We start from the raw sequence: 24,858 nt of genomic DNA on the forward strand, positions 1-24,858 counted from the left end.
TTTTTATGTGTAATGATGTATCGTTTTCGTACGGTGGATGTGCGGTTTTATCCCTTTGGGCCTGCGATACTTTAAAACCTGGTTGTCAACAACGGGCAGCAAATGTTACTGTTTCCATTACATTTCGTATGTTATTGCTATTCTAAGCTAAAATTATTAACTTAGTCTCAATGAAGAATCTTAAGCCTGCCTCCCTCTTAATATTGGTAATATTCCTTTTTTCGGCATGTAAAAAGGACGCTGTAGATTATAGTGCTTATAATGCCGAACACGGTACGCACATAGGTAGTGGTACGGGCGGCACTGATAGCGGTACGACAACAGCTGTGTACTATTTTAAGGGTACGCTTGGTGGCAAAACTTTAGACTGGATTGTGGACGCTGAAGAATCAAAAGGCTGGAGTTCCGGTTCTGCATCAAATAGGTCGAGCGATAAGGGGGTAAACACTGGTAGCTTGACGGCAATCATTGATGCCACCCAAGGTCAAAATCCAAACATAGGTGTGGAGTTCCGCACCATGCAATATAACTTTGATGCCGACAAACCAGCCTTTCTGAAAGCATTTGTTGCAACCGGCGCCTGGACGTTCGACACTGACAATAGCTTTACAGTGGGTACTAAAACAATATCTATACAATATACTGATGCTGCGGGAAACCAATATTCAAGCGACGGCGTTCAAACCGGCAGCGCTAATGTAGTTTCTGCAGATGTGTTAGCTCCTGAGCTTGGGCGTAACGACGGACTGAAAATTAAAGTTACTTTCAGCTGCACCCTATATGCTTTAGATGGCACCAGCCCTTCAATTCAGCTAACAAATGCAGAAGCCGTTATGCGGCTTGAAGATTTGTTATAATTCACTGCGAAAAAACACCGTCTCGATCCCGAAATTTTTGCTATCTTTTTTCGTTTAAAATTCCTTATTAAAAAGGATTTAAACATAATAGATTTGTTTGCGTTTATAAGTTCAGATTTGGGCCGCAAAAAAGATATCAATAATAACGAATGAGCAAAGTATTTACTATAACACAGGGGCTTGAAAATATGGGTGCGCTGCGCACCGGCGGCCAGGGTTCTGTATACAAAGGCAGGCGGATAGGCCCCATCATTACTGCTGTAAAGCTGTTGCCAACCCCCATACACAGCGAAAGCAAAGAAGATAAAAATTACCGCAACTTTTTAAACGAGGTTGAAAAGCTGAAAAAAGTAAACGAAATACCTAATCCAAATGTGGTTAAGATATTAAATTCGGGTATTACTGAAAGCGGCTCGTTTCCTTTTATCGAAATGGAGTTTATTGAAGGCCCCGACCTGGAAGAACTGCTTAAACCACCTCACGAAAAAATTTTCACCATAAAAGAAGTTATAAAACTTGCTGACCAGCTTGCTTGCGCGCTATCACACTGCCATAAGGTAGGCGTAAAACACGGCGATATAAAAAGTAATAATGTAAAGTTTAATAACCAAACCGGCAATTACGTACTGCTGGATTTTGGACTCTCCGTAATGTCGGACGAGCAGCGTCGGAGCAGTATGCGCCATGCCGGGGCCATCGAGTTTATGGCGCCGGAGCAAAACGAGGGCAAAATGCTGTTCCAAACGGATATTTACAGTTATGGTGTAATCCTATATGAACTGCTTGCCGGCCAGGTGCCTTTCCCACTAAAAGATAATGGCGAAACATCGCGCAACCATGTAATGCTTTCGCATATGGAGTCGCCGGTGCCTGATTTATTGGAGTTGCGTAAAGAAAACCTGCCCAAGGGATGGCCGCAACGCGAAATGCAGGTGCCCGATTGGTTGCTGGAGATGATTGCGACCTGCCTTGAAAAATCGCCTGAGGCCAGGTATGCCAATGGCCTTGAATTGCATGAAGTAGTTGCCGACAGCAGTGTACGTGAAGTAAGGGTGGAAGTTATAAAAGAAGTTCCGGTGGCAACGGTTGTACCACCTGCGCCGATAATGATCGATAAATCAAATTTGATAAACCAGCCTGGTATTATCAGGATCTCGTCGTCGGTATTTGCCGGGTTGATGATCTTAATGGCCGGGTTTATGGCTTATTCAGCTTATTCATTATTCAAGCCGGTTTCGAAACCTGTAAAGCCCATTAATATTGTAGCGGTGGATACCGCCCGTATAGTTGACAGCGTGCGCCAGGCCGATAAGGCACGCAACGAAGCGATAAGGGCCAAACGCATACAAACCGATTCGGCTGCCAAGAGTGCGATAAACAGCGCACTTAACAGGCAAAAACCAGATAGTACCAAAACAGATTCAACAGGCAATCAATAATTTTCGAAAAATACATGGAGCAAAAACCTTCTATCTGGCAGCGCATGGGTATACAGGACTGGTTTTTAACCAGCCCCGACAATGCCAAAGCAAAAACACAAGCCGCGCTAACGCCCGATGATGTTTATAATTACGTTATCGCAAAATTTAACGATTCTGTTCGTGAGCTCTCTTTTGCCGGCAGAGTTGTTTTTTATCACGAATATATCATCAGCTTTAATGTTGAAGACTACAAACAATTTTTGGATAATAAACAAGGTCTGTTTGGTTTGATAGTGAACGAAACCGTTAAGAAGTTCTACGAACTGCTCGGTCAGTACCGCGCCGCTGGTAAAACGGTTGTGCCGTCGAGTTCCAAATGGGTATTCAGACTGGTATCGCACCCTGACTATGAAAGAGGGGACATTGGATTTATAGGCAAATTGATGCCCGGCAGCAACAAAAAAGAGGAGAATCTTAGGGTAACCTTTATTCCCCGCCAAACAGGGATAGCGCAGACGTTTGATATAAGCGACGATGTAATGAAAGCCTTTAACTACTACAGCGAAGGCTACTACGAGCTACCTTATCTGGAGGACCTTGAGTACGATGAAAAAGGCGCGGTGAAGTCTGGTAAAAAATACCACGCACGTTTTGAAACAATACTCCCCGAAAAGCAGTTTGCAGGTAAGAAAGTTGAGTATTTGATGAATGATGACGAAATAATTGTATCAGGTGAAGATGAGGAGCGCGAAGATTCGAACATATTTAAAATACCTACCGAATGGGTTAACTCGCCGCATTTACGGATACGGTATAATAAAAGCGATGGGAAATTTTACCTTTCATCGTTCGGTGAGCTTACTATACTGAACGAACAGGACGTCCCCCGGAGTGATATAAACTCGCCGTCGTGGGTGGAGTTGCCGGTAAACTCAAAGATATTGCTAAACGGAATTGTTGGCGTAAACTTATTTAAATCGTAGTTACTATGTCGCAAATCTTATCGGCCGTTTTATTGGTAATTTGTACAGGGCTATTGATAACGCATTTCATCGAAATAAAAAAATCACGCAAACCAAATGACTGACCAATATTTCGGCATAACCGATACCGGAAAGGCGCGGCAAAATAACGAGGACGCCTTTATTGCCCGGCAGGACGCGGGCAACCGGTTTATTATTGCTTGTGTGATTGATGGTGTTGGCGGATACGCCGGCGGGGAAGTTGCAGCCGGGATTGCACGTGAGGCTATATTGAAACGCCTGGAAAAACCCTCGGGCGAAATCATATCAATGATTATTGATTGTTTCGACATTGCAAACCAACGTATTATTGAAGAAAAGCAGCGCAACAAAGAATATGAAATGATGAGCTGCGTATCGACGCTGGCCATTGCCGATATTGCAAACAACCAGTTTTACTTTGCCCATGTGGGCGATACCCGTTTGTATTTGCTGAGAGATAATTCGCTGGTAAAAATCTCGCACGACCAGTCTTTCGTTGGTTTCCTGGAGGAGTCGGGCAGGCTATCGGAGGCAGATGCAATGAGCCACCCCAAACGCAATGAAATAAATAAGGCGCTGGGCTTTGAACCTAATCTTGGTAAAAACACTGACTACATAGAAACTGGGCAGTCGCCCTTCCTTTCGGGTGATATGTTGTTGTTATGCAGCGATGGGCTTACCGATATGGTTGGGACTGCAGAGATAACGCAGATATTGACCTGTGGGGCCACCCTTAAGGATAAAGGGAAACAATTAATTGAAGCCGCTAATCATTATGGCGGTAAGGATAACGTAACCGTGGTGCTTGTACACAACAATAAAACACCACAGCAACACTCTGCAACGGCAGTTAAGCAACGCGAACCATCGTCAAACGGGTTAGCCAATCACGTTGCCGAAAAACCAAAACGCGACGACCCTGAACCTGCCCGCAGAAAAAGCAACAATGGGTTAATTGCCCTTCTGGTTGTTTTAGTACTGGCTTTTGCCGGGGCAAGCATCTACTTATACCTGAAAGGCGGGCCTCAAAATAATATTGCCGTGCAGCCTCAGCCAGTGGTCCCGGTAAAAAGACAACCCGGGACGTTGCAGCTAAAATTGCAAAAGGAAATAGATAATTTAAAAGGCAACGTATTGCTATTGGCGGACACAGCTTACAAAACGCCAATAATTATCAGCGAGGCTATTCAAATTAACCGCGATACGTTGCTGATTAAATCGAAGGGCAATATTGTATTTCAAAGCGATTCGGGATATGATGGGGCTGCAATAAAACTGGCTGCCAGGTGCAAACTCGTTACACTTGATAGCCTGTCGTTCCACAATTTTAAAACGGGGATAAGCTTTGCCAACAATAACCTTGCTTTACGGCATGTGCAATTTGTAAATTGTAAGCAAAACCTGGAAAACGAAGCAAGCTTTGCCGATGGCAAATTTATAAGCGGCAAAACGGCCCCGATAACTATGAAAACAGACTCCTTACCTCTCATCAAAAAATAAAATGGGCGCAAGGAAAAAAGAACGCGTATTCCTGTTACTAACTACCATATTGCTGGCTTTACTGTTTGGCAGGCTATTTATTGTTCAGCAGCAAAACTTTGCCGATGTTGATAAACGGTTAAAAGATGGCACCATGGTTAACCTGAATGCACCTAAACCCGCTCAAAACTTAGCTTCATTATTGCGTAAGGGTTATTATTTTGATGACGAAAAAGACATCAGCCTGATTGAGAAAACGGTAGCCGAACGCAATAAAACGGAAAGTAAATTCGACAACATCGGCGAGATCAACAAGCTGAAATATAATGTAGATGCCGATGCGGCCTTTGCCGATGGCGGCAAATCATATAAAGACAGGGTACAGGTATCGCGCATGTTGCTGGGCTACACCGGCGATGATTCGGTGAGGTTTACCCAGGAAAGAACAGGCCCGCCATCTTTGCCGGCAACTACCGATCTTGGGTTAGCGGGCAATAGCATATCGGGCAAAATATTGAATAAAGATGCTCCGGTAGCTGGCGTATTGGTGCGGCTGCAAATGATTGTACCGCAGGATAGCATTTTTAATGATGAGGAAAGCGAGGTCGTAAAAACCAAAATACAAACAGGCAACGGGTTTAAGCTAACTTATATTGCCGACGAAAAAGGTATTAACCACCTGCAAACCTTAACAGCTTACGCCCGCACAGGCTCCCAGGGCGAATATAGTTTTACCAACCTGCCTGCAAATAAAGCATTTAATGTTTTGCCATTACAGCCGGGCTTTCAGTTCGGCAGGTCGCAGGGTACTGAAAACCTTGACAGGGACGAGGCATTTAATTTTTATCAGTCACCGCATACCATCAGGCTGATATCATCAAAAGATTTTAATATTCTTAAGAAAGAAAAGGCGCTGATTATTCGTACGCCGGATGAATATAATTTGTGGTACTGGATTATAGCCGGTTGTTTTTTTGCCTGCTTCTTCATTATCCATTTAGTATTGAGCGGCAAATTTCCCGATGCCGACCAGGTAGTGCTGCCGCTGGTAATGATCCTTACCGGGATTTCGTTTATTATGCTGCTAAGTCTGCAAGACCCCTTGCGTGATCGTTTCTTTGCGAAAGATTCCCTGGTTTATTTAGGGATGGGCTTTGCGGCAATGCTATTGCTGTTGTTTTTAAAGCTACGCCGTTTTACGCCGGATTCGGGTTTGTACCGCATGTTTGTCTTTAAAAACAGTCAGAAAGCAGCAAATGGCTGGCCGTGGATCATTGCTGCGATGGGATTGTTATTACTGACCATTCGATTTGGTACAGGTCCGGAAGGAAGCGGTGTTAAAGTAAACCTCTTCGGTTTTCAACCCAGCGAGATTGTTAAATATTTGATCATATTTTTCCTGGCGGGATTTTTTGCCATTAACGAGCGTTTTATCAGCGAATATGCCAGCTGGCGTAAGCGGTGGTCATTCTTTTCGTTCGCTGTGATCGCCATCGCATTTACGTTACTATTGTTCCTGATGCTGGGTGATATGGGGCCGGCCATAGTGATCTGTTTTACATTCATTATCCTGTTTTCCTTTTCGCGCGGCGATTTTATGTTTATGGCGTTGTCGGTAGTGTTTTATGTGCTGATCACCTGGGTTTTTAAAAACGTCTGGTTGTCAACACTACTCACGGTAATAATGTTGGCACTCAATTTTCTCTCTAAACGCCGGACACTGAGCGAATCGGCAATAATGGCCTTGATAATTATTTCTGGTTTTTTAACGATAGATAAAATCCCATATTTAGATAAGCTGGTGCCGGGCCCGGTGCAACGATTGGTAGACCGGAAGGCAATCTGGCAAGACGCCTGGAACAACGAAGTTTATGGCGGCGACCAGGTGGCTAACGGCCTTTGGGCCATGTCTGGCGGGGGCATAACCGGCCAGGGTGTGGGTGAGTCGTTCGCTAAAACCATCCCCGAGGCGCACACTGATATGATATTACCCGCCATCGGCGAAAACTTTGGCTGGACGGGGATTGTAAGTATATTCCTGCTGTTTTTGCTGTACCTGCACCGATCGATAATTATCGGGCGGCAAACTGGAACGCCGTTCCTGTTCTATTTATGTGCAGGGATAGGCATTTGTACGTTTATACAATTTTTATTGATAGCGGGTGGCTCAACAGGCGCCCTGCCATTGTCAGGCGTGGCGCTTCCCTTCGAAAGCTATGGCGGTTCCTCATTGGTAGCCAACTTTTTAGCCGCCGGATTTTTGTTGTCAGCCTCACTTGTAAAAGGTACGCCGGTGCAAATGAGCTTCATCACCAAACAGCAGGACCGTAACCTTGTGCCTGCATTACTTGTTGCCTGTATTGGTATTATATTATTGGTGGTGAACATATCGAGCTATTTGTTCGACAGTAAAAAATGGATCGTAAAACCAGCGCTGGTCGCCGACAGGAGTGGTGCGCGCATGTTTAGCTATAACCCACGGATAGCGATATTAATGAACAAACTGCAGGCGGGTACACTGTTTGACAGGCAAGGCAGAATATTGGCTACCAGTAACCCGGTCTTGATAAAAAAACAGCAGAGCGCCATGAATGCGGCAGGAGCCGGAGGTTTCGATGTCGACTCTGCTATGCATAAACGTTTAACCCGTTATTACCCCTTTGAAGAGCAAATGTTTTTTTGGACGGGTGATGATAATACAGGTGTTTTCAACGGCAGCACCAACGGCTATTTTGCCGAGTATGAACATGCAGCCGAGTTACGTGGCTTCAAAATGCCCGTTGTGAGCTTTAACGCACATGCCAGCCGGTTTAAAGAAGATCGCTTTTTGCCGATGGGGGTAAAAGAAATGTCGGTTAGTAAACGCGATTATGGCGCCCTTGCTCCGTTATTGCTCGCAGGTATTAACAGCCCGGCGGTTGAAGCCTTCAAAAAGCGCAACCGTGATGTGCAGCTTACTGTTGATGCTCAACTGCAAACGGGCATACAGCAGGCAATGGCGGCAGACACCGCTTTACAGGATAACCGGGTGTCGGTAGTTATTATGCTGCCCCAAACCGGCGATGTGCTGGCTTCGGCTGTTTACCCGCTGCCGCCTGTGCACAACTACGATCAGTTAACAATGCCGCAGCAGGAGCAAAATAAACTTTCGCAGTGGATGACTACAAGCGATTTAGGCTTTACTTATGCCACACAGCCGGGTTCAACCGCCAAGGTTTTAACAGCCATGGCATCGTTCAATAAACTGGGTTTAGCGGCTAACGATGTGAAATTTCATGTAAGCATGGAAGAGCGTATCCGTACTAAAGGCATCGAGCCGGATGAAACGGGGATTATCACTTTGGAGCAGGCGATAGCAAAATCAAACAACGTGTATTTTATTAAGCTTGCCAATGAAAAACAATTACAGGAAGATATGGCTACGCTTTATATGAAAGCGGGAATGTTTTTGCATGGCGTAGGCGGTTACTATTACAATAAAAAGCCCGAAAATACAGACCAGGAAAATAAATGGCGTGACTTTTGGCGTAAAACGGAGTTTAACACCAGGCCACGTTACGACCCGAACAACATTCATAAAACCCGTGCAAAAGGTATATCAGGTATGGCATGGGGGCAGGGCGAACTGATTGCTACGCCTGCTGCGGTTGCCAGGCTGGTTTCGAGCGTAGCTAATGGCGGATCGCTGGTGGCCAACAGGTTTGTATTGAAAGTAAACGATACTGTGCAGCCCGTTAAAAGCAGCATACAACTGGCTAACGACCCTAAATATGCAGCATTGCTTACAAAATACATGATTGAGCAAAGTGCGCCGAAAGAACCGATATTAAATTTAAAGGTTGCGGGCAAAACCGGTACACCCGAAAGAATTTGGAAAGGCAACAGCATAAACGACGGCTGGTACGTGTTTTTTGCCCCGCTGGCAAAAGGCAAGGGCAATATTGTAGTGTGTATCCGAATCGAATCGACCAAGGGGTCGTCGGATGCTGTGCACTTTGCGGGGCGTACGGTTATTCCACTATTACGCAAGGCTGGTTACATAAAAGATATTCAGCCGGTTAGTGAAACCGAAACACCTGTTGAGTAGTTGTGTATTAGAGATTAGTCGGGAAAAAAATAAGATGGTATTGACTTTATGTCCGAATGCCAGTCACAGTAAATAAAAAAAATAGTTTGTTATATGTTTAACCTGTTTAAAAAGAGTGAAAGCAATGCCCCGGATGATGTGAAGGGCTTAAGGGACGCGCTGCTACGGCTGGTGAAAGATCAGTTACAAAAGTCGGAGGGGGGCGAAGGGCGCCATATAAAGGGTATACACATTTTTATAAATGCAGGCACGGCCGACCGGCATTTGTATGAGGGAGCCGTTTACCTGGATGAGCAGGAGAAATTTAAAGAAGAAATTCAACGCATTGCCGATGATTTTGCACTCGATTTACCTGCTAATTGGGCGATGGAAATTGCATTTACTGATGAGTTTCCGCCCGATGCAATTAAAGCAGATGGGCTTAGTGCAGCGATATTTATCCGCACAAAAGAGCACAATATCCAGCGTTCGGGTTCGGCGCGGATAACTATTTTAAACGGGAAAGCTGAAAAGGTAGCTTACGAAATAACATCAGCCGATGGCAAAATAAATATCGGCCGCGAGGCCAAAGCGCAGGTAAGTGATGGCTTTTTCAGGTTGAACCAAATTGCGTTCCCGGGCGACAGCAAAAACGAAAGTAACAAATTTATCAGCAGGCAACACGCGCACATTGAATGGAACAATGAGAGCGGCTGTTTTATTTTGTTTGCTGATGAAGGCGGGGTGCCTCCTGGCAACAAAATAAAGATAAAAACACCCGGTGTAGAAAATTTAACGAAGTTGCACTCAACCCAAATTGGGCACAAACTAAACGAGGGCGACCAGGTGATATTGGGCGAGTCGGCGGTGTTTGAATTTAGCTATCACACGTCGTAACGATGAGCAAGATATTTACCATAACTGAAGGTTTGGAGAACATGGGCGCGCTGCGCACCGGCGGGCAGGGCTCTGTGTATAAAGGCAGGCGGGTTGGCCCAATTATAAGTGCGGTTAAGCTGCTACCTACGCCCATCCACACCGAAAGCATGGACGACTTAAACTACCGGAATTTTATAAACGAGGTAGAAAAGTTGAAAAAGGTAAATGAAATACCTAACCCAAATGTTGTTAAAATAGTGAACTCAGGTATAACCGAAAGCGGCTCGTTGCCGTTTATCGAAATGGAGTTTATTGAAGGGCCGGACTTGGGTGAGTTACTGAAACCACCGCACGAGAAGATTTTCACCATAAAAGAAGTGATAAAACTGGCCGACCAACTGGCGTGTGCGCTATCGCATTGCCACAAGGTGGGGGTAAAGCATGGGGATATAAAAAGCAATAACGTAAAGTATAACATCCATTCGGGTAATTATGTGCTGCTGGATTTTGGTCTGTCGGTTATGTCCGACGAGCAGCGGCGCAGCAGTATGCGGCATGCAGGGGCCATTGAGTTTATGGCGCCGGAGCAAAACGAAGGGCAAATGTTATTCCAAACTGACATTTACAGTTTTGGGGTTGTGTTATACGAATTGCTGGGTGGACGGGTGCCTTTCCCGCTGGAAGATAACGGGGAGACTGCCCGCAACCATATCATGCTGTCGCATATGGAATCGCCGGTACCTGATGTGATGGAACTGCGCGAAGAAAACATGCCTGAAGTTTGGCCTGAGCGCGAAATGCAAGTGCCTGCCTGGTTGTTGCACCTGATTGCAAAATGTCTTGAAAAATCGCCTGAAAAACGATATGCGGACGGGATAGCCTTGCACGATGCAATTAACGAAACTATGGTGGCCGAAAGCCAGGAAGATGCAGCTGATGCTATCACGGCACTCCAGGCGGAAAACGACAGGTTGCTGGAAGAGCTAACTCACTATCGCCAAAAACAGGCCAGTGGAAAGTCGACTGTGACCATTTCGAAGAGTTTAATGGCCGGCCTTGTGGTATTACTTTTGGGTTCTGTTGCTTTTGGATTGTTTAAATCGCCTTCGGCAAAAACTGTTCCTCCCTTGCAAATAACCGATACCCCGTTTTATGCGCAAAAAAAACTGATAGTTAATAAAATAGTTCCGAAAAAGAAACACATAATTCCAAAGGATACAGTTAATAAAGATACTGCCAGCGTGGATACCACGAAGTCCTTAAAGCCGGTTCACAAAAAAAAGGTGGTGCACAAAAAGAAAAAGAAATTCCTTGGGATTTTTTAATATCGGCAACCTTTTTTTAGACATTTTACCGGGTTAATTGGCTATTTCGCAGTATAAAATGCAGTTGTTTAACTAGCTTTACGTTAAGCTTAGTGCCCCTAATAATAATACACTGCGTTGTCTAAAAAAGTAATCCTGATATTTACCTGTTTGAGTACATTTTTTGCCGCGAATTTATTATTCGGGCAGGATACGTTATTTAACGGCAGGAAATACAAAATAGGTTTTGCAACCGGCGCTGGTTTCCAGTACATTGGGCAATTAACGGGCAGCAATAGCCATTCCATCGCACTTAACACCGACTACTACTATCAGGTTAAATTTTACCAGCTGCAATATTCCATCGCCATTTCCCGAAAAAGGAATTTTGGGATTGAATTACTGGCACAGCCACAGTATAATACTACCAAGTACAAAATGTACCCGCATGATGATACTAAGGATTACCTTACCGGCTACGAATATGGGCTAAACATCGGTTTCCTGTTCCGAAAAAATGTGGCGAACGATTTATTAAGTTTTTATATGATGCTAAGCTCCGGGCCACATTATGCTTCGGGCACACCACACAGGCAGGCTAATGGTTTTGTGTTTTCAAACAACTTATGCGCCGGGATAAATCTCCGGATTTATAAAAGCCTGTACCTGGACGTAAGGCCCGGTATCAGGCATATTAGTAACGCAAAGTTCAGAATCCCCAATGCCGGGTTGAATGATATAACATTAACCGAAGGCGTTTTTGTTGCCTTTTGACTAATTATATCGCAACAACAAACATTTCCTCTGTCAGTCGAAAAGTCTTAAAAAATGTTAAAAAAGACCATTTTCATTTCAACTACAGATTTGAACGGTATTATTGTTGTTGTAACTGATAATTTACAATCAGAAATTCAGGAAATATGTCGGGTTCGTCGGCATGACGGGCCTGGTAGTCCATACTCATACGTTTGAAACGTGGGATAGCAATATTTAAAGGTAATTAAGGACAATGATTTTAAATTAAAAATGGACAGAAAAGAATTTCTTTCGGCAATTGGTGTAAGCGCGGCAGCTTTCACCGTTATGAATTGTGTAGCCTGTTCAAAAGGCTCAAACCCCGGTTCATCAAATTCGGTAAACGGACCTACAGGCGTAGATTTTACAATTGATTTAACAGCGACCGCTAACTCGGCGTTGCTTGCAAATGGCGGCTACCTGGCTCAAAATAATATTATTATAGCCAAAACAACCGCCGGTGCTTACATAGCCGTACAACAATCATGCACACACGAAAATTATCCGCTGGTATACCAGGGCAGCAGCCAACAATTTTACTGTAATAATCACGGGTCGGCATTTACGGAGGCGGGAGTTGTTAAAAATTCACCGGCGCGTCAAAATCTTACCGTGTACAATACTACATTAACCGGAGCATCGTTAAGAATTCATTCATAAACTATTAAATATTATATGAAATTATTATTTGCATCATTTATAATCGGCCTGTTTTCACAGGTTACCTGGCTTGGTGATTTTAACCAGGCTACTACTGAAGCTTCTAAAACACATAAACTAATATTGGTAAACTTCTCAGGATCTGACTGGTGCGGCCCTTGCATAAGGGAGCGCAAGGAAATTCTGGAGACTTCGGCATTTGAAGATTTTGCGTCGTCTCACCTGGTATTGGTTCGTGCAGATTTTCCGCGCCAAAAGAAAAATATGCTAAGCAAGGAGCAAACGAAACTGAACGAACAGCTGGCAGAAAAGTATAACCCCGATGGTAAGTTTCCTTATACATTACTAATTGACGAGCACGGCAAGGTATTAAAAGAGTGGGACGGCTTCCCTAATGAATCGCCCGAAAAATTTGTTGAACAAATAAACCCTTTTACCACTCCGGGCAGCTAATACTATGTTAGGAATAGTTACGGTTCATAAACGCGTGCTTCGCTTAATGGGTAACCGTTTTGAGATCAGTGTTGTGAGCGATGACGAACACTGGGCTCACAAATGTATTGACGCTGCAGTTGAAGAAATCAGCAGGATAGAAAAGCTGTTAACAACTTTTAGCGATGACAGCCAAACCAACCAGGTAAACCGAAATGCAGGCGTACAGCCTATAAAGGTTGATCGCGAAGTTTATGAATTGGTTGAGCGCGCTTTAAAAATATCGGGGTTGACACAGGGCGCGTTTGATATCAGTTACGGTGGAATTGACAAAAGCCTGTGGAACTTTGATTTAAGTATGACAGCGCTGCCCGACCCTGAAGTAGCCCGTGAGTCGGTTCGGCTCATCAATTATAATAATGTAATACTTGATGAAGGCGACTGCACTATATTTTTAAAAGAAGAGGGCATGAGAATAGGATTTGGCGGGATTGGCAAAGGCTACGCGGCAGACAAGGCTAGGGCTTTGTTGCAGAACCTGGGTGTTACCAGTGGTATTGTAAACGCCGCAGGCGACCTGGTTACCTGGGGCACCCAACCGAATGGTAAACCCTGGACCATTGCTATAGCCGACCCGGATAAAAGCATCACGCCTTTTAGTACGCTAAATATCAGCAATATGGCAATTGCCACATCGGGCAATTACGAAAAATACGTGATGATAGGGGGCAGAAAATACTCGCATACCATTGACCCGAAAACAGGTTTGCCAGTTACAGGCATAAAAAGCGTAAGTATCATCAGCCCGAGTGCTGAGCTGGCGGATGCGATGGCAACGCCGGTGATGGTAATGGGGGTAAGGGTGGGGCTCGATTTAATAAATCAGCTAAAACAAATTGCCTGTATAGTTATTGATGATAATAATCAAATACACTGTTCGAAAAATATAAATATAAAAAACTGATCCGGATGAAAAGAATGCCCCTGTTAATATTAACGTTTACAATAATTGCCTGCAGCATGTCGGCCTGCAGTTCGGTAAAAGCTTACCAAAAAAACCGGATAAACGATTCGGAAATGGAGCTTTCGGCCCGTAAATCGCAAAAGTTTGAACAAAGTTTCCAGTTATACCGCGAGGGCGGTTCGGGAGCAAATGGCGGAAAGAGTGGCGGCGGCTGCGGTTGTAATTAATAACAAAAAAGAATTTATTGTAAATGAGAAAAATATACCTGGGCGTATTAGCCCTTTACTTGGGTATCCTGTCATCACATGCCCAAACCGCTGCTCCTGTTAAGGATACCAGCAACTACGAAACCCGTAAGTTAAAGGTTGATGAAGTGAATTTTGTATCGGCATATTACCATCAAAACGGAAACAATTCGGCAGTTACAGGTGGCATTGGCACCGAAAATTTGACTGATTTTGCAAACACACTTGATGTGCAGCTTTCAAAGCTTACCGGCAACGGGCATAAAAATACTTTTAATTTTGAGTTAGGTGTCGATCATTATACTTCAGCATCGTCGGATAAAATTGATCCTTATAGCGTTTCTTCTGCTTCAAGACAAGATACCCGGGTATATCCTTCGATAAACTGGACGAATTCAAATGAAAAAACGGGCAATGCCTATGGCTTTTCCCTTTCCTACTCGCACGAATTTGATTACCAATCTAAAGGGTTTGGTTTTAACCTGACAAGGGTGTTTAATAATAAAAATACCCAGTTTGATTTCAAAGCCCAGGCTTTTTTAGATACCTGGAAGGTAATACTTCCGGTTGAACTGCGACCGCCAGGCTATGGATCCGGGTCGAACCGCGATGAGAGGAACCCCGTGCCTAATGCACCGAGAAACTCGTTTAGTACCTCGTTCTCGCTGTCGCAGGTGATAAGTACGCGACTGCAGGCCGCGTTAATAGTTGAGCCTTCGTATCAAAAAGGTTTGCTGGCCACAAAATACCAACGCGATTATTTTACTGATGGCAGTGAACGTGTTGAGAACCTGCCCGGTGGCCGCTATAAGCTACCGGTAGCTATAAGACTTAATTACTTTTTAGATGACCATTTTGTAATCCGTACGTTTTACAGGTATTATATGGACAATTGGGGCATAAGGGCTCATACTGCCGAAATTGAAGTACCTATTAAGTTTTCATCATTTGCATCTATAAGTCCGTTTTACCGCTATAATACCCAGCAGGGTACGCGTTATTTCACGCCGTACGGTTTGCATAACCCAACTGATGTTTTTTATACCAGTGATTATGACCTGTCAACATTGCACAGCAATTTTATAGGCGCAAACCTGCGATTGTCGCCGCCAAACGGAATATTTGGCTGGCAGCATTTAAATACGCTTGAGTTAAGGTACGGGCATTACATGCGTTCAACCGGCTTAAACTCTGATATTTTAACATTGGCCTTAAAATTTAAATAATTGGTAATTTTAGGATGGCAAAGCGTATATTGGATGAACTAAAATAAAGGCTTTACCGCAATACCGGATATCAAAAAAAACTTAATTTTATGCACAGCGAACATCACGTAGAAAGTTCAGAAACCATCAGGGATATCGTTATTGGTATGTCTGATGGTTTAACCGTTCCATTTGCACTTGCAGCAGGCTTAAGCGGCGCTGTAAGTTCATCAACGCTTGTTGTTACGGCAGGTATTGCCGAAATAGTGGCGGGCTCGATAGCGATGGGGCTTGGTGGGTTTTTAGCCGGCCGTACCGAGCAAGATCATTACGATTCTGAACTACAGCGCGAATATGAGGAGGTAAAACGGGTGCCCGAGCAGGAAAAGATGGAAGTTAAAGAGGTTTTTGCCGGCTTTGGTCTATCCGAAACGCTGCAACAGCAGATAGCCGACGAAATGGCTAAAGACGAACATAAATGGGTTGACTTTATGATGAGGTATGAACTCGGCCTGGAAAAACCCAACCCAAACAGGGCGAGGAAAAGCGCTATCACCATTGGGTTATCTTACATTGTAGGGGGCGTCATCCCATTGTCGCCATACTTCTTTATCAATAATTCGGAGCAGGCGCTGTATTATTCATGCGCGGTGACTTTGGTTTGCCTTTTTGTTTTCGGGTACTTTAAAAGTAAGTTTACCGGGCAGCCACCGTTTTCAGGAGCACTAAAAGTGGTTGTGATTGGCGCGCTTGCTGCCGCGGCTGCATTTGTTATGGCAAAGCTGATTACCAGCCATTAAAACCGGCGACCAATTATTATTTTGAATATAGCTTTGTCAGTAGCTTTCGTAAATCCATAGCCGATGCCGCCGTTAAACTCCCAGTCGGCGCTGTAGGTTAAATCGGTAGCCACAAATAATTGGTGTTGCTGTTGTTGAAACGAGTCGTAGTGAAAAAACGGGCCGGTACTGCCGTAGTATTCCAGTCCAAGTGCTACAACTTTGCTTACGTCATAACTCCCCTTTACGTTTGGCGAAAATATAAATCCGGCATCTTTGTCGGGCCCGGCAAAGCTCTTATCTATGGTTGGGTTTACCGCAACGTAAAGTTTATCCCATTTTTTATCAACTATCGGTCTTATTTCCAGGGTACAGGTGTTGGCAGAAAAGGCCTTTTTTTGAAATCCAAATTCGGTAGAAATACTTACCCCCACAGGCCATTTCCATTCGGCAGGGGCGGCTACCCTTGGCCTGATGTGCGAGCCAACATAAGCTGTGCGGCCCTCGCTGCCTATTGAATTAAAAATATAAAAACCTGTTTCGAACCAGCTTGTCCAGCCGTGGGTAATTTCGATGGTTTCGTGAAAAACGTGGTTGTCGGGAAGTTCACCGTTCTCGCTGTCTTTAAAGCCATCGGCTGTAAAATTGCTGTGCAGCTCAAGCATTGTGCGGCTTTTCTCTACGGTTTCTGAACCGTACACTTGTATTTCGTAGTTATCCTGGGCCTTAATAGCAATTGAAAATAGGAGCAGCAGCGTAAAAAATGGTATCGACTTTAACATTAAACAAGCATTAGGCATCAAAATTTAAAAGTATTATTTAGTTTTAAGAATATCCTGCACGAAATTATCCGTAACATAAAAAATACAATCAGGCGCCTTCATTGCCGCCGTTTATCATGTCAGAAACTATGCCTTTCGAGTCTTTTCTTTCGGCTAGAAATACGCCGGCAAGGTGAACGGCAATAAATGCTAAAACCAGGTACATACAAAAACTGTGAACCTCTTTAACACTGTGTCTTATTGCTTTATATGCCCTCAGTTCGTCCTCAAACGCCAGGAATAACCCGGTTACCACCATAATTACCAATAGCACGTAGAATACGGAATATATCAGCTTTACGGTAAGCTCGTGCCGCGCCGTCTTCCTGTCTTTTTGTACGGCGTTATACTTCATGTACGCACTTTTTATACGCCTGATGAATTTCTGGTCGGCTAGCTCAAAATACTCCAATATCAGCCTGAATAATAAAAGGCCGGCAAGGCAATAGCCAAAATACTTGTGGATATCCCAAACGCTGTCGCTAAGTGCATGGGCTGCTGACCGAACCTGGTCGTCATTAGCTTTTACGCCCGAGTTTTGAAGTTCAGTTTTAATTATGGCTGACGAGGTTTGATCGTCTGTAATAGTAGCGTTGATCAGTACCGTTATTAGCGAGCCACTGATCACTATCATATTTACCCAATGCCAAAGCCGCAAGGACGGCGAATACTTTTTAACCTTTCCTGGTCGAACTATGTCCATCCTTACTGGTTCTATCACTGCCATAATTTTTGTGTTTGTTAGTTTATTATTAATTAAGTGGAATGTTGAGATATTGTTTTTGCTACAAGATATAAAGCATTCTAAAATTATAAAGCTATTTTGAAGTAATTCTGTAGTTTGCTTTTATTTACTGAAATAAACTTCAGTATTTCTTCAATTTCAAAGTTTATATTTGATAAAAACCCCCGGTGAAACTTTTGATTATTGAGGATGAAAAAAGCCTCTGCGATAACATCTTCAATTACTTTAACGAGGAAGGCAATATTTGTGAAAGTTGCAATTCGTTAACGACAGCCATTGACAAGTTGTCGGCATATAAATACGACTGCATTTTGCTTGATATTGGCTTGCCTGACGGCGATGGCTTTGGCGTTTTGGATTACCTGAGAGAAAATAACCGTAACGAAGCGGTATTAATCATATCTGCCCGGAACTCGTTAAATGATAAAATATTGGGCTTAAACACCGGGGCCGATGATTATATTACGAAACCATTTCACCTGGCCGAACTTAAAGCAAGGGTTGTGGCCACTTACAGGCGCAAAACGTTTAACACCAATAATAAACTTATATTTAACGAAATAACTATAAACCTGCTTGGGCGAACAGTTTCAGTAAACGACACAGTAATTATTTTAACGCGCAAAGAGTATGATATACTGTTGTACTTTATAGCAAATAAAGGAAAGGTTATATCTAAAAACGCCATTGCCGAGCACATGTGGGGCGATGAGATGGATATGCACGATAATTTTGATTTTATTTACACGCACATAAAAAACCTTCGTAAAAAGCTTTTGGACGCCCAATGTGCTGACTACATTAAATCGATTTACGGAATTGGATATAAATTTATAGCCGAATGAAACTGGCTACCCATTATAACAGGGCGAGCATTTTTATCACTATAGTAGTGTTAATGGCTGGCGCCTTAATATATTATTTCGCCATCCGCCAAATAACCAGGGACCAGCTCGACCGCGAAATTGCCGAAGAAATTGCAGAACGTATTGACTATGTTAACCGGAATGGTAAAATCCCCAAAAATGATTTTGATGATAATTTAACAGAATTTATAAAAATTAATTCCAGGGATTTCACGACAAGATTTTTTGATTCGGTTTATTACAACGGACCTGGTAAAATGCCCGAAAACAGGCGGGCAGCAGCGGCATTAATAACTGTTGCAGGGCAGAATTACAAGCTAATAATCACCGAATCGTACTCGGGAATTAATAACCTGCTGCAAATAATTACATTGATAACGGTTGTGCTGCTCATCGTGTTGTTGCTTATACTTTTAATAACAAATAAATATGTACTTACCAATTTGTGGCTTCCGTTTTATAACATTTTACATGAATTAAAAACATTTAACGTAGCCGACCCCAAGGACTTCTCGTCGAAGCCGAACGGCGTTGATGAGTTTAATGAACTCAACACCGCTGTCCAAATAATGGCATCGCGGGTAAAAAATGATTACCTGCACCTCAAGCAGTTTACCGAAAATGCTTCGCACGAAATGATGACGCCCCTGGCGGTTATTACCACCAAGCTTGATACGCTGATACAGGATGAAAATTTAAATGCCGATCAATACACGCAAATAAATGATATTTATTCGGCGGCGGCTAAGCTGTCAAGGCTGAACCATGCATTGCTGCTGCTTGTTAAAATTGAAAATAACCTGGTTAACGACGAGGAGGCATTAAACCTGCAGTCGCTGATTACTCAAAAGCTGCAGCAGTTTAAGGAGTTAATTGCTGTAAAAGACATCACAGTAATTGAGGTTTTAAAAGAAAACAGAATTGTGGCAAGTAAAACGCTCATTGATATTTTGTTGAATAACTTATTCAGCAATGCGATAAGGCATAACATTGAGCACGGTAAATTGCTGATTACCTTAACAAAGGAAAAGCTTGTTTTTGAAAACCCGGGAGCCGATAAACCACTGGATAAGGATATGTTGTTCGAGCGTTTTCAAAAAGCACCCGGATCTGACGGGGTAGGGCTAGGCTTAACCATTGTAAAAAACATTTGCCAGCTTTATCACTGGGATATTAACTATAGTCACCAGGGCTCGTTGCACCGGTTCGAAATAGTGTTTAACAAGGATATGGAAACCGTTGTTAAAAAGTAAAAATCCCTTATTTTTACGACAGGTAAAGTGCGTTGTATTAACAAGGTACCTTACAATATTCCCTGGTAATGAAACTTAAACACCCACTATTCTATTTATCTGCAATTTTATTGCTGCTGATCTTCTCATCCTGTGGTTCGCTTAAGCCGCTTGCCCCTGCAACTGCCGATGCTGATATCCCCAAGCTTGTGCAACCCATATCAAACATTGAAGTGCCGGTTACGGTCGACTTAAAAAATTATTTTATCCAGGCCGAAAATTCGGTTCCCAATAAGTATGCAGGAAAACAGGATGCATGCGAGGGCTTAAGCTATGCTTATACCTTTACGCGGACGCCTTTTGTGATTACCGGAGGCGCTAATACGGTCAATTTGAAATTCACCGGTAGTTATGGGTTCACGGCATCGTACTGTGCCAAATGTACAACGATTTTGGGTGGGGTGGGGCATTGCCTGGTGCCAACCATAACAGGGCAATGCGGCACGGGCGACGAGCCGCCACGCCGGATGGAAATATCCTATAAATCAGTAATCAATATTACGCCGGATTACCACCTGGTGTCGAAAACCATGCTGTCATCCTCACCCAAACCCATCGACCGTTGTAATGTGCTCCTGGGCAACATAGATGTCACCGACAAGCTAATACAATATGTAACCGGCCCGCTAAATGATTTGGGCAAACAGGTGGACGCCAAAATTGCAGCCTACGATATTAAAACCATAATTACCCAGTTATGGAACAACATTGCAAGTGAAACAAAGGTGGGCGATGTGGGTTATGTGTCGGCAAACCCGCAGGCAGTAAGGTTAAGCGGGTTTAATTTAAATGGGTCGGTGCTTAGTTTTTCGGTGGGGTTATCTGCCCGGCCGGTTGTAACCACCGTAAGCGCGCGGCCACTGCTAACGCCTTTGCCAAATTTAACTGCCTATAAACCGGCAAGCGGCTTTAATGTTTACCTGGATTTGCTCGAGAACTACGACCACCTGACCAATATGGTAAACCAGCAGGTAGCCGGGCAGGTAACCAATGTTGCCGGCAACGAATTTATTGTTGAGAAAGCCAGGGTTTTTGGTATTGGTAAACAGGTTGTTATGCAGCTTGACTTTAAAGGAACCAATACCGGGACAATTTACCTTGTCGGCACACCCACCTACGACCCGGCAACACATATACTTACTTTCCCCGACCTAAGTTTCGACCTGCAAACAAAAGCCTGGATGCTTAAAGTTGCCAAATGGATGTTCAACGGTAAGATAACCGATAAGATACGCCAGAAAGCCAGCTACAACTTTACCCAGTTTATTGCCGATAGCAAAATCCGCCTGCAAAAAGAATTAAGCCGCGATATGACCAATAACACCCGCTCGGATGTGAGCATTAAAGATTTGGATATCATGGCTATTTATCCAACGAAAGATAAATTGATTATTCGTACGTTATCTAACGGGGATGTTAAGGTGAAGGTGGTGATGTAAAAAACGGTAAATAGCCGGGGTATTCTTGGCAGAGATGGAATTGTTAAATTTGGGGATCAGTGGAGATGGGCAATACTAAGTGCACGTTATGAAAATAAAAAGGTTTCTGCTTTTTGTAATCTTCGGCTTTATTACAGCGTGTACTAATCCAAAAGGCAATTGGAAAACAATTGAATTGGGCCGTTACTTGCTTGACGTACCGCAAGACTTTAAGGTTGAGCTTCAGAGTGGTATCGATTCGAAAGGTGGTTTGATAACAAACGGTATTGTTAAGCTTAATATGGATTTTGGGTATTATACCGATACTTTACTTCAAACTCCGGATGAATATTTAAGCCAGCGCTGGTTTGTTGTTGACGCTGGAGATCAGTTTATGAAACCCGGTATCACCTACGACGCCGATAATAGTCCGAAAATAAATGTTGTGTCCATTCGGCCATCAACTAAGAAAGACAGCGATAAAATTGGCTTTTTCAGTGGTTCGGATTATATCGCTGTGTGTAGGCATGATGGTAAAATGTTTAACTGGCCGGTAAGGCTACCCGAAAATGTCAAACGGCATACCATTAGGATAGATACCTTTAACCACCTGTATAGGCGTATTGAGATGCCGAAACAAGGGTATAGGGGAGAAACAGCCATTTATATGCGCGATAAACGAAGCTTTAATATTAATCGGGGCAACTTTTACGGTATCGTAATAGGCGCCAATTCACTTACTACGAAACAGCAGGCATTGGTATTAAAGATTTTTGAAACGCTTAGGCCTTGCTCTAAAAATCAAGCGACTCAATAAAATATAATGAAAAAAAAATTGTTGTTAATATGCCTTATGTTGTTGTGCGCGTTCGGTCCATGCAAGCAGCTTACTTGGGGGGCTATCGGCGATTCCATTACTTACCATAACGGGAAATCCCGCCTGTCCAGCGTGCCACCTGGACACACAGAAATTTAAACACCCGTTTAAATAAAACAAACTGTGGATATAATTTAATTTTCAGCGACTAACCAAAAAGCTTATAAAAAGTCATTCAATAATTTAAGCGGGACGCTTAAATTATTGGCATTCAGGCAGGATGCCTGAACGGGCGGGTGATTTTCGTTCTGGCGCGTATCAGGGACTGCAAAAGAGGTGGGCTTGTGCCCCGTTGTACATAGTTGTTCTGTAAATTTGAACGGGGGTTTACAGGTGTAAAGGCCTTTTATATTATAATATATTGGATGCCAGTAATTTACCATGGGTCGGGCTATACTGTAAACCCCGTCTGTAAACCCCCGATTAATACGCTGACTATCAATATATTATTAAAAGACAAAACTAAATATAGCTGATAATCAGGATGTTTCATAGCGTTCGGGGTGTTCCGCGTGCAAAATTGGAACGCTTAGTGGTTTTTACCATTGCTTAGATGCCGGGCTATCCGGCAACCACGCCACGCTTCTTAAACGCTTCAGATAAAATAATCGATGTATTGGTCTCCCCAAATTGCTGCAACTGCCCGATAATCAATTCCGGCGGGCCAATCGTCTCATATTATTCTGTGGTTTTTGTGCCTTTTCGGTGTACCTGTTAATTGAAATTACCGAAGCGCACATCAAATCAGATATTGCTCAATAACATCGTCCGGAATTTTAGCGCCGCGGCCGGTTGCCATATCGATCATTACATAATCAAAATAGCCATCGCAGCATAGCTTACCGGTACCTTTGTTGGTGATGCTGAATTTTACGCGGCAGCCTTTTTCGTCGATGGATTCGATGCCGGTTTTTACGATGAAATAATCGCCCAGTGTGAGGGCGCGTTTATAGTCGACATACGCGGTGCGCACCACCCAGCCAAAGCCTCGCTCCATAAATTTATCCATTGCCATGCCGTAACAGCGTTCCATCTGGTCGTACCGGGCAGCCAGCACGTAATCAAAATACTTGCTATTATGCACGTGCTGAAACATATCGATATCATCGGGTCGCACGCGGAATTCGGTTTCGAAGGTGGAGAGAGTAGGGTGGTTCATATTTTATGGAGGGATGTTTTTTGTTTATTTGTTCGTAAAATTACAGCGTAATTAACGCAGAATGAAAATTTCAGACAAAACGGATAAGCTGCTAAGTCTTGGTTTGAACAAAGATATATTAAATCATTACCTCGAACCGCACAGATTTTATCATACACTGGAGCATTTGGACGACATCTGCGACCAACTGGACAAAAAAGGATATGGGGATAATGATGCATTATTGTTAGCAACTGTATTTCATGATATTATATACGACCCGAGATCTCCAACCAATGAAGAAGATTCCGCATCGTATTTTAATAAAGTGTTTTCCGGGAGCCAGGCTTTAAAGGACGATGTAACTCAAATAATTTTAGATACTAAAACTCATCAGGCTCAAAGTGAGTTGTCTGCAATATTTTGTGAAGCAGACCTTAATATTCTGCAACAGCCATTTCATAGATTACTGGAGTACGAACAACAAATATTTAAGGAATTTCAGTTTGTTGATTATTCCGTTTACAAACAAAAAAGGATTGAGGCGCTTGAAGACCTGGCGCTAAAAGCAAACAGCCCCGACCTGGCGTATTTAATTGATTATGTAAGGGCGCGCAAACCAAATATCGCGGTTTACCCGGGCAGTTTTAATCCTTTTCACAAAGGGCATTACAACATATTGCAAAAGGCAGAACAAATATTTGACAAGGTAATTATTGCCCGTGGCTTTAATCCCGGAAAAGAAAAGGCATCTTATGAATTGCCCGATGCTCTAAAATGCCGGCAGACAGCAACGTATGAAGGATTGCTTACTGAATTCACAAATAACCTCGGATATGATGTTACAATAATCCGTGGGCTAAGAAATGGCTCCGACTTACATTATGAATTAAATCAATATCGCTACCTACAGGAATTAAGTGATAAACATATAAACGTGGTAGCTATTTTTTGCGACATGGAATTTGAGCACATTTCCAGCACAGGTATAAGGCAATTGGAAAAATATGGGAAAGCAAGTGAATATTTGATTTAGCGAATTTACAACCTCTCCAGCAACTACAACTTATTCAACCAATCCCTTGCAATTCCCACAAACAAACCATACCTTTGCACCCACAATTAATAGAATTATTTACGCTTTAATATTATTCAGGTAATGTATTTAAGTTCAGAAGCAAAAGCAGAGATTTTTGCAAAACATGGTAAAAGCGCCGCCGACACTGGCACAGCTGAAGGTCAGGTAGCTTTGTTTACCTATCGCATTGCACATTTAACAGGTCACTTGAAAAAAAACAAACACGATTTTTCAACCCAGTTATCACTGCAAAAATTAGTAGGTAAACGCCGCGCATTGCTGGCATACCTATTCAAAAAAGACATTGAAAGATATCGTGCTATCATCAAAGCTTTACAGCTAAGGGATATCATCAAATAACTTTTATGAAGTTTTAACAAAAAGCCGTCCGATTTATCAGGATGGCTTTTTTACTTTGAATACATTATAAGTTACCTGTAAAATAACGTTTAAAGCTTATAATTTTTTAGTTGCCGCTTTAAGGCAATTTAAAGCACGAAATAATATACACACACATAAAAACCGGTGCGCTC

23 protein-coding genes are annotated in these 24,858 nt (G+C 43.2%); 20 read left to right on the forward strand and 3 right to left on the reverse strand.

The features are described from left to right. The first annotated feature begins 170 nt into the window (after positions 1–170). From NAF19_RS19250 to NAF19_RS19315, 14 genes are all read left to right on the forward strand, one after another. Complete coding sequence (locus tag NAF19_RS19250; protein WP_252791962.1) at positions 171–857, forward strand: Ig-like domain-containing protein; 687 nt, start codon at positions 171–173, stop codon at positions 855–857. A gap of 149 nt (positions 858–1,006) precedes the next feature. Next, a complete protein-coding gene (locus tag NAF19_RS19255; protein ID WP_252791963.1) occupies positions 1,007–2,296 on the forward strand; it encodes a serine/threonine protein kinase in 1,290 nt (429 codons plus the stop codon). A 14-nt stretch (positions 2,297–2,310) separates the two neighbouring features. Next, a complete protein-coding gene (locus NAF19_RS19260; protein ID WP_252791964.1) occupies positions 2,311–3,261 on the forward strand; it encodes a hypothetical protein in 951 nt (316 codons plus the stop codon). Positions 3,262–3,357: 96 nt separating this feature from the next. After that, positions 3,358–4,782 (forward strand): PP2C family protein-serine/threonine phosphatase, encoded by a 1,425-nt coding sequence (locus NAF19_RS19265; protein WP_252791965.1) that lies wholly within the window; start codon positions 3,358–3,360, stop codon positions 4,780–4,782. A gap of 1 nt (position 4,783) precedes the next feature. After that, entirely contained in the window at positions 4,784–8,848 is a 4,065-nt protein-coding gene (locus tag NAF19_RS19270) for an FtsW/RodA/SpoVE family cell cycle protein (RefSeq protein WP_252791966.1), read from the forward strand. A 93-nt stretch (positions 8,849–8,941) separates the two neighbouring features. Continuing rightward, on the forward strand, positions 8,942–9,724 hold the full coding sequence (locus NAF19_RS19275; protein WP_252791967.1) for an FHA domain-containing protein: 783 nt from the start codon (positions 8,942–8,944) through the stop codon (positions 9,722–9,724). A 2-nt stretch (positions 9,725–9,726) separates the two neighbouring features. Next, the gene (locus NAF19_RS19280) at positions 9,727–11,031 is read left to right on the forward strand and encodes a serine/threonine protein kinase (protein ID WP_252791968.1); all 1,305 of its coding nucleotides are present in this window, start codon (positions 9,727–9,729) and stop codon (positions 11,029–11,031) included. Between the two features lie 150 nt (positions 11,032–11,181). After that, a complete protein-coding gene (locus NAF19_RS19285; RefSeq protein WP_252791969.1) occupies positions 11,182–11,784 on the forward strand; it encodes an acyloxyacyl hydrolase in 603 nt (200 codons plus the stop codon). Between the two features lie 252 nt (positions 11,785–12,036). After that, positions 12,037–12,465, forward strand: a complete 429-nt coding sequence (locus tag NAF19_RS19290) for a QcrA and Rieske domain-containing protein (RefSeq protein WP_252791970.1) — start codon at positions 12,037–12,039, stop codon at positions 12,463–12,465. 15 nt (positions 12,466–12,480) lie between these two features. Next, a complete protein-coding gene (locus NAF19_RS19295) occupies positions 12,481–12,918 on the forward strand; it encodes a thioredoxin family protein (RefSeq protein WP_252791971.1) in 438 nt (145 codons plus the stop codon). A gap of 4 nt (positions 12,919–12,922) precedes the next feature. Further along, positions 12,923–13,861, forward strand: a complete 939-nt coding sequence (locus NAF19_RS19300; protein ID WP_252791972.1) for an FAD:protein FMN transferase — start codon at positions 12,923–12,925, stop codon at positions 13,859–13,861. Between the two features lie 5 nt (positions 13,862–13,866). Then, positions 13,867–14,088 (forward strand): DUF4266 domain-containing protein, encoded by a 222-nt coding sequence (locus tag NAF19_RS19305; RefSeq protein ID WP_252791973.1) that lies wholly within the window; start codon positions 13,867–13,869, stop codon positions 14,086–14,088. Between the two features lie 23 nt (positions 14,089–14,111). Further along, a complete protein-coding gene (locus NAF19_RS19310; RefSeq protein ID WP_252791974.1) occupies positions 14,112–15,332 on the forward strand; it encodes a DUF3570 domain-containing protein in 1,221 nt (406 codons plus the stop codon). Positions 15,333–15,421: 89 nt separating this feature from the next. Then, entirely contained in the window at positions 15,422–16,111 is a 690-nt protein-coding gene (locus NAF19_RS19315) for a VIT1/CCC1 transporter family protein (protein WP_252791975.1), read from the forward strand. Here NAF19_RS19315 and NAF19_RS19320 read toward each other — a convergent pair. Together NAF19_RS19320 and NAF19_RS19325 are read right to left on the reverse strand one after the other, a co-directional pair. Beyond that, on the reverse strand, positions 16,108–16,872 hold the full coding sequence (locus tag NAF19_RS19320; protein ID WP_252791976.1) for a hypothetical protein: 765 nt from the start codon (positions 16,870–16,872) through the stop codon (positions 16,108–16,110). The genes NAF19_RS19315 and NAF19_RS19320 overlap by 4 nt on opposite strands. Before the next feature lie 88 nt (positions 16,873–16,960). After that, a complete protein-coding gene (locus NAF19_RS19325; RefSeq protein ID WP_252791977.1) occupies positions 16,961–17,638 on the reverse strand; it encodes a cytochrome b/b6 domain-containing protein in 678 nt (225 codons plus the stop codon). 185 nt (positions 17,639–17,823) lie between these two features. Here NAF19_RS19325 and NAF19_RS19330 point away from each other — a divergent pair, with 185 nt between their 5' ends. From NAF19_RS19330 to NAF19_RS19345, 4 genes are all read left to right on the forward strand, one after another. Further along, positions 17,824–18,501 (forward strand): response regulator transcription factor, encoded by a 678-nt coding sequence (locus NAF19_RS19330; RefSeq protein ID WP_252791978.1) that lies wholly within the window; start codon positions 17,824–17,826, stop codon positions 18,499–18,501. Beyond that, positions 18,498–19,775, forward strand: a complete 1,278-nt coding sequence (locus NAF19_RS19335; RefSeq protein ID WP_252791979.1) for a sensor histidine kinase — start codon at positions 18,498–18,500, stop codon at positions 19,773–19,775. Before NAF19_RS19330 ends, NAF19_RS19335 begins: the two co-directional genes overlap by 4 nt. Before the next feature lie 68 nt (positions 19,776–19,843). Further along, complete coding sequence (locus NAF19_RS19340; RefSeq protein ID WP_252791980.1) at positions 19,844–21,253, forward strand: DUF4403 family protein; 1,410 nt, start codon at positions 19,844–19,846, stop codon at positions 21,251–21,253. Positions 21,254–21,341: 88 nt separating this feature from the next. After that, complete coding sequence (locus NAF19_RS19345) at positions 21,342–22,049, forward strand: hypothetical protein (RefSeq protein ID WP_252791981.1); 708 nt, start codon at positions 21,342–21,344, stop codon at positions 22,047–22,049. A gap of 799 nt (positions 22,050–22,848) precedes the next feature. Here the strand turns inward: NAF19_RS19345 and NAF19_RS19350 are convergent. After that, positions 22,849–23,268 carry an acyl-CoA thioesterase gene (locus tag NAF19_RS19350; protein WP_252791982.1) on the reverse strand — a complete coding sequence of 140 codons (420 nt, stop codon included), beginning with the start codon at positions 23,266–23,268 and terminating at the stop codon, positions 22,849–22,851. Between the two features lie 61 nt (positions 23,269–23,329). Here NAF19_RS19350 and NAF19_RS19355 point away from each other — a divergent pair, with 61 nt between their 5' ends. Then, positions 23,330–24,283, forward strand: a complete 954-nt coding sequence (locus NAF19_RS19355; protein WP_252791983.1) for an adenylyltransferase/cytidyltransferase family protein — start codon at positions 23,330–23,332, stop codon at positions 24,281–24,283. Positions 24,284–24,406: 123 nt separating this feature from the next. Next, entirely contained in the window at positions 24,407–24,685 is a 279-nt protein-coding gene (gene rpsO, locus NAF19_RS19360) for a 30S ribosomal protein S15 (RefSeq protein ID WP_073400969.1), read from the forward strand. The last annotated feature ends 173 nt before the right edge of the window (positions 24,686–24,858 follow it).

It is taken from the genome of Mucilaginibacter flavidus (assembly GCF_024055575.1).
Classification (GTDB): Bacteria; Bacteroidota; Bacteroidia; order Sphingobacteriales; family Sphingobacteriaceae; genus Mucilaginibacter; species Mucilaginibacter flavidus.

Bases quoted from the DNA above. Each gene is read 5' to 3' on its own strand.
- NAF19_RS19290 (WP_252791970.1), top strand. From the start codon at position 12,037: ATGGACAGAAAAGAATTTCTTTCGGCAATTGGTGTAAGCGCGGCAGCT.
- NAF19_RS19305 (WP_252791973.1), top strand. From the start codon at position 13,867: ATGAAAAGAATGCCCCTGTTAATATTAACGTTTACAATAATTGCCTGC.
- NAF19_RS19250 (WP_252791962.1), top strand. From the start codon at position 171: ATGAAGAATCTTAAGCCTGCCTCCCTCTTAATATTGGTAATATTCCTT.
- NAF19_RS19355 (WP_252791983.1), top strand. From the start codon at position 23,330: ATGAAAATTTCAGACAAAACGGATAAGCTGCTAAGTCTTGGTTTGAAC.
- NAF19_RS19345 (WP_252791981.1), top strand. From the start codon at position 21,342: ATGAAAATAAAAAGGTTTCTGCTTTTTGTAATCTTCGGCTTTATTACA.
- NAF19_RS19265 (WP_252791965.1), top strand. From the start codon at position 3,358: ATGACTGACCAATATTTCGGCATAACCGATACCGGAAAGGCGCGGCAA.
- NAF19_RS19310 (WP_252791974.1), top strand. From the start codon at position 14,112: ATGAGAAAAATATACCTGGGCGTATTAGCCCTTTACTTGGGTATCCTG.
- NAF19_RS19280 (WP_252791968.1), top strand. From the start codon at position 9,727: ATGAGCAAGATATTTACCATAACTGAAGGTTTGGAGAACATGGGCGCG.
- rpsO (WP_073400969.1), top strand. From the start codon at position 24,407: ATGTATTTAAGTTCAGAAGCAAAAGCAGAGATTTTTGCAAAACATGGT.
- NAF19_RS19350 (WP_252791982.1), bottom strand. From the start codon at position 23,268: ATGAACCACCCTACTCTCTCCACCTTCGAAACCGAATTCCGCGTGCGA.
- NAF19_RS19325 (WP_252791977.1), bottom strand. From the start codon at position 17,638: ATGGCAGTGATAGAACCAGTAAGGATGGACATAGTTCGACCAGGAAAG.
- NAF19_RS19260 (WP_252791964.1), top strand. From the start codon at position 2,311: ATGGAGCAAAAACCTTCTATCTGGCAGCGCATGGGTATACAGGACTGG.
- NAF19_RS19335 (WP_252791979.1), top strand. From the start codon at position 18,498: ATGAAACTGGCTACCCATTATAACAGGGCGAGCATTTTTATCACTATA.
- NAF19_RS19315 (WP_252791975.1), top strand. From the start codon at position 15,422: ATGCACAGCGAACATCACGTAGAAAGTTCAGAAACCATCAGGGATATC.
- NAF19_RS19300 (WP_252791972.1), top strand. From the start codon at position 12,923: ATGTTAGGAATAGTTACGGTTCATAAACGCGTGCTTCGCTTAATGGGT.
- NAF19_RS19270 (WP_252791966.1), top strand. From the start codon at position 4,784: ATGGGCGCAAGGAAAAAAGAACGCGTATTCCTGTTACTAACTACCATA.
- NAF19_RS19275 (WP_252791967.1), top strand. From the start codon at position 8,942: ATGTTTAACCTGTTTAAAAAGAGTGAAAGCAATGCCCCGGATGATGTG.
- NAF19_RS19255 (WP_252791963.1), top strand. From the start codon at position 1,007: ATGAGCAAAGTATTTACTATAACACAGGGGCTTGAAAATATGGGTGCG.
- NAF19_RS19340 (WP_252791980.1), top strand. From the start codon at position 19,844: ATGAAACTTAAACACCCACTATTCTATTTATCTGCAATTTTATTGCTG.
- NAF19_RS19320 (WP_252791976.1), bottom strand. From the start codon at position 16,872: ATGTTAAAGTCGATACCATTTTTTACGCTGCTGCTCCTATTTTCAATT.
- NAF19_RS19295 (WP_252791971.1), top strand. From the start codon at position 12,481: ATGAAATTATTATTTGCATCATTTATAATCGGCCTGTTTTCACAGGTT.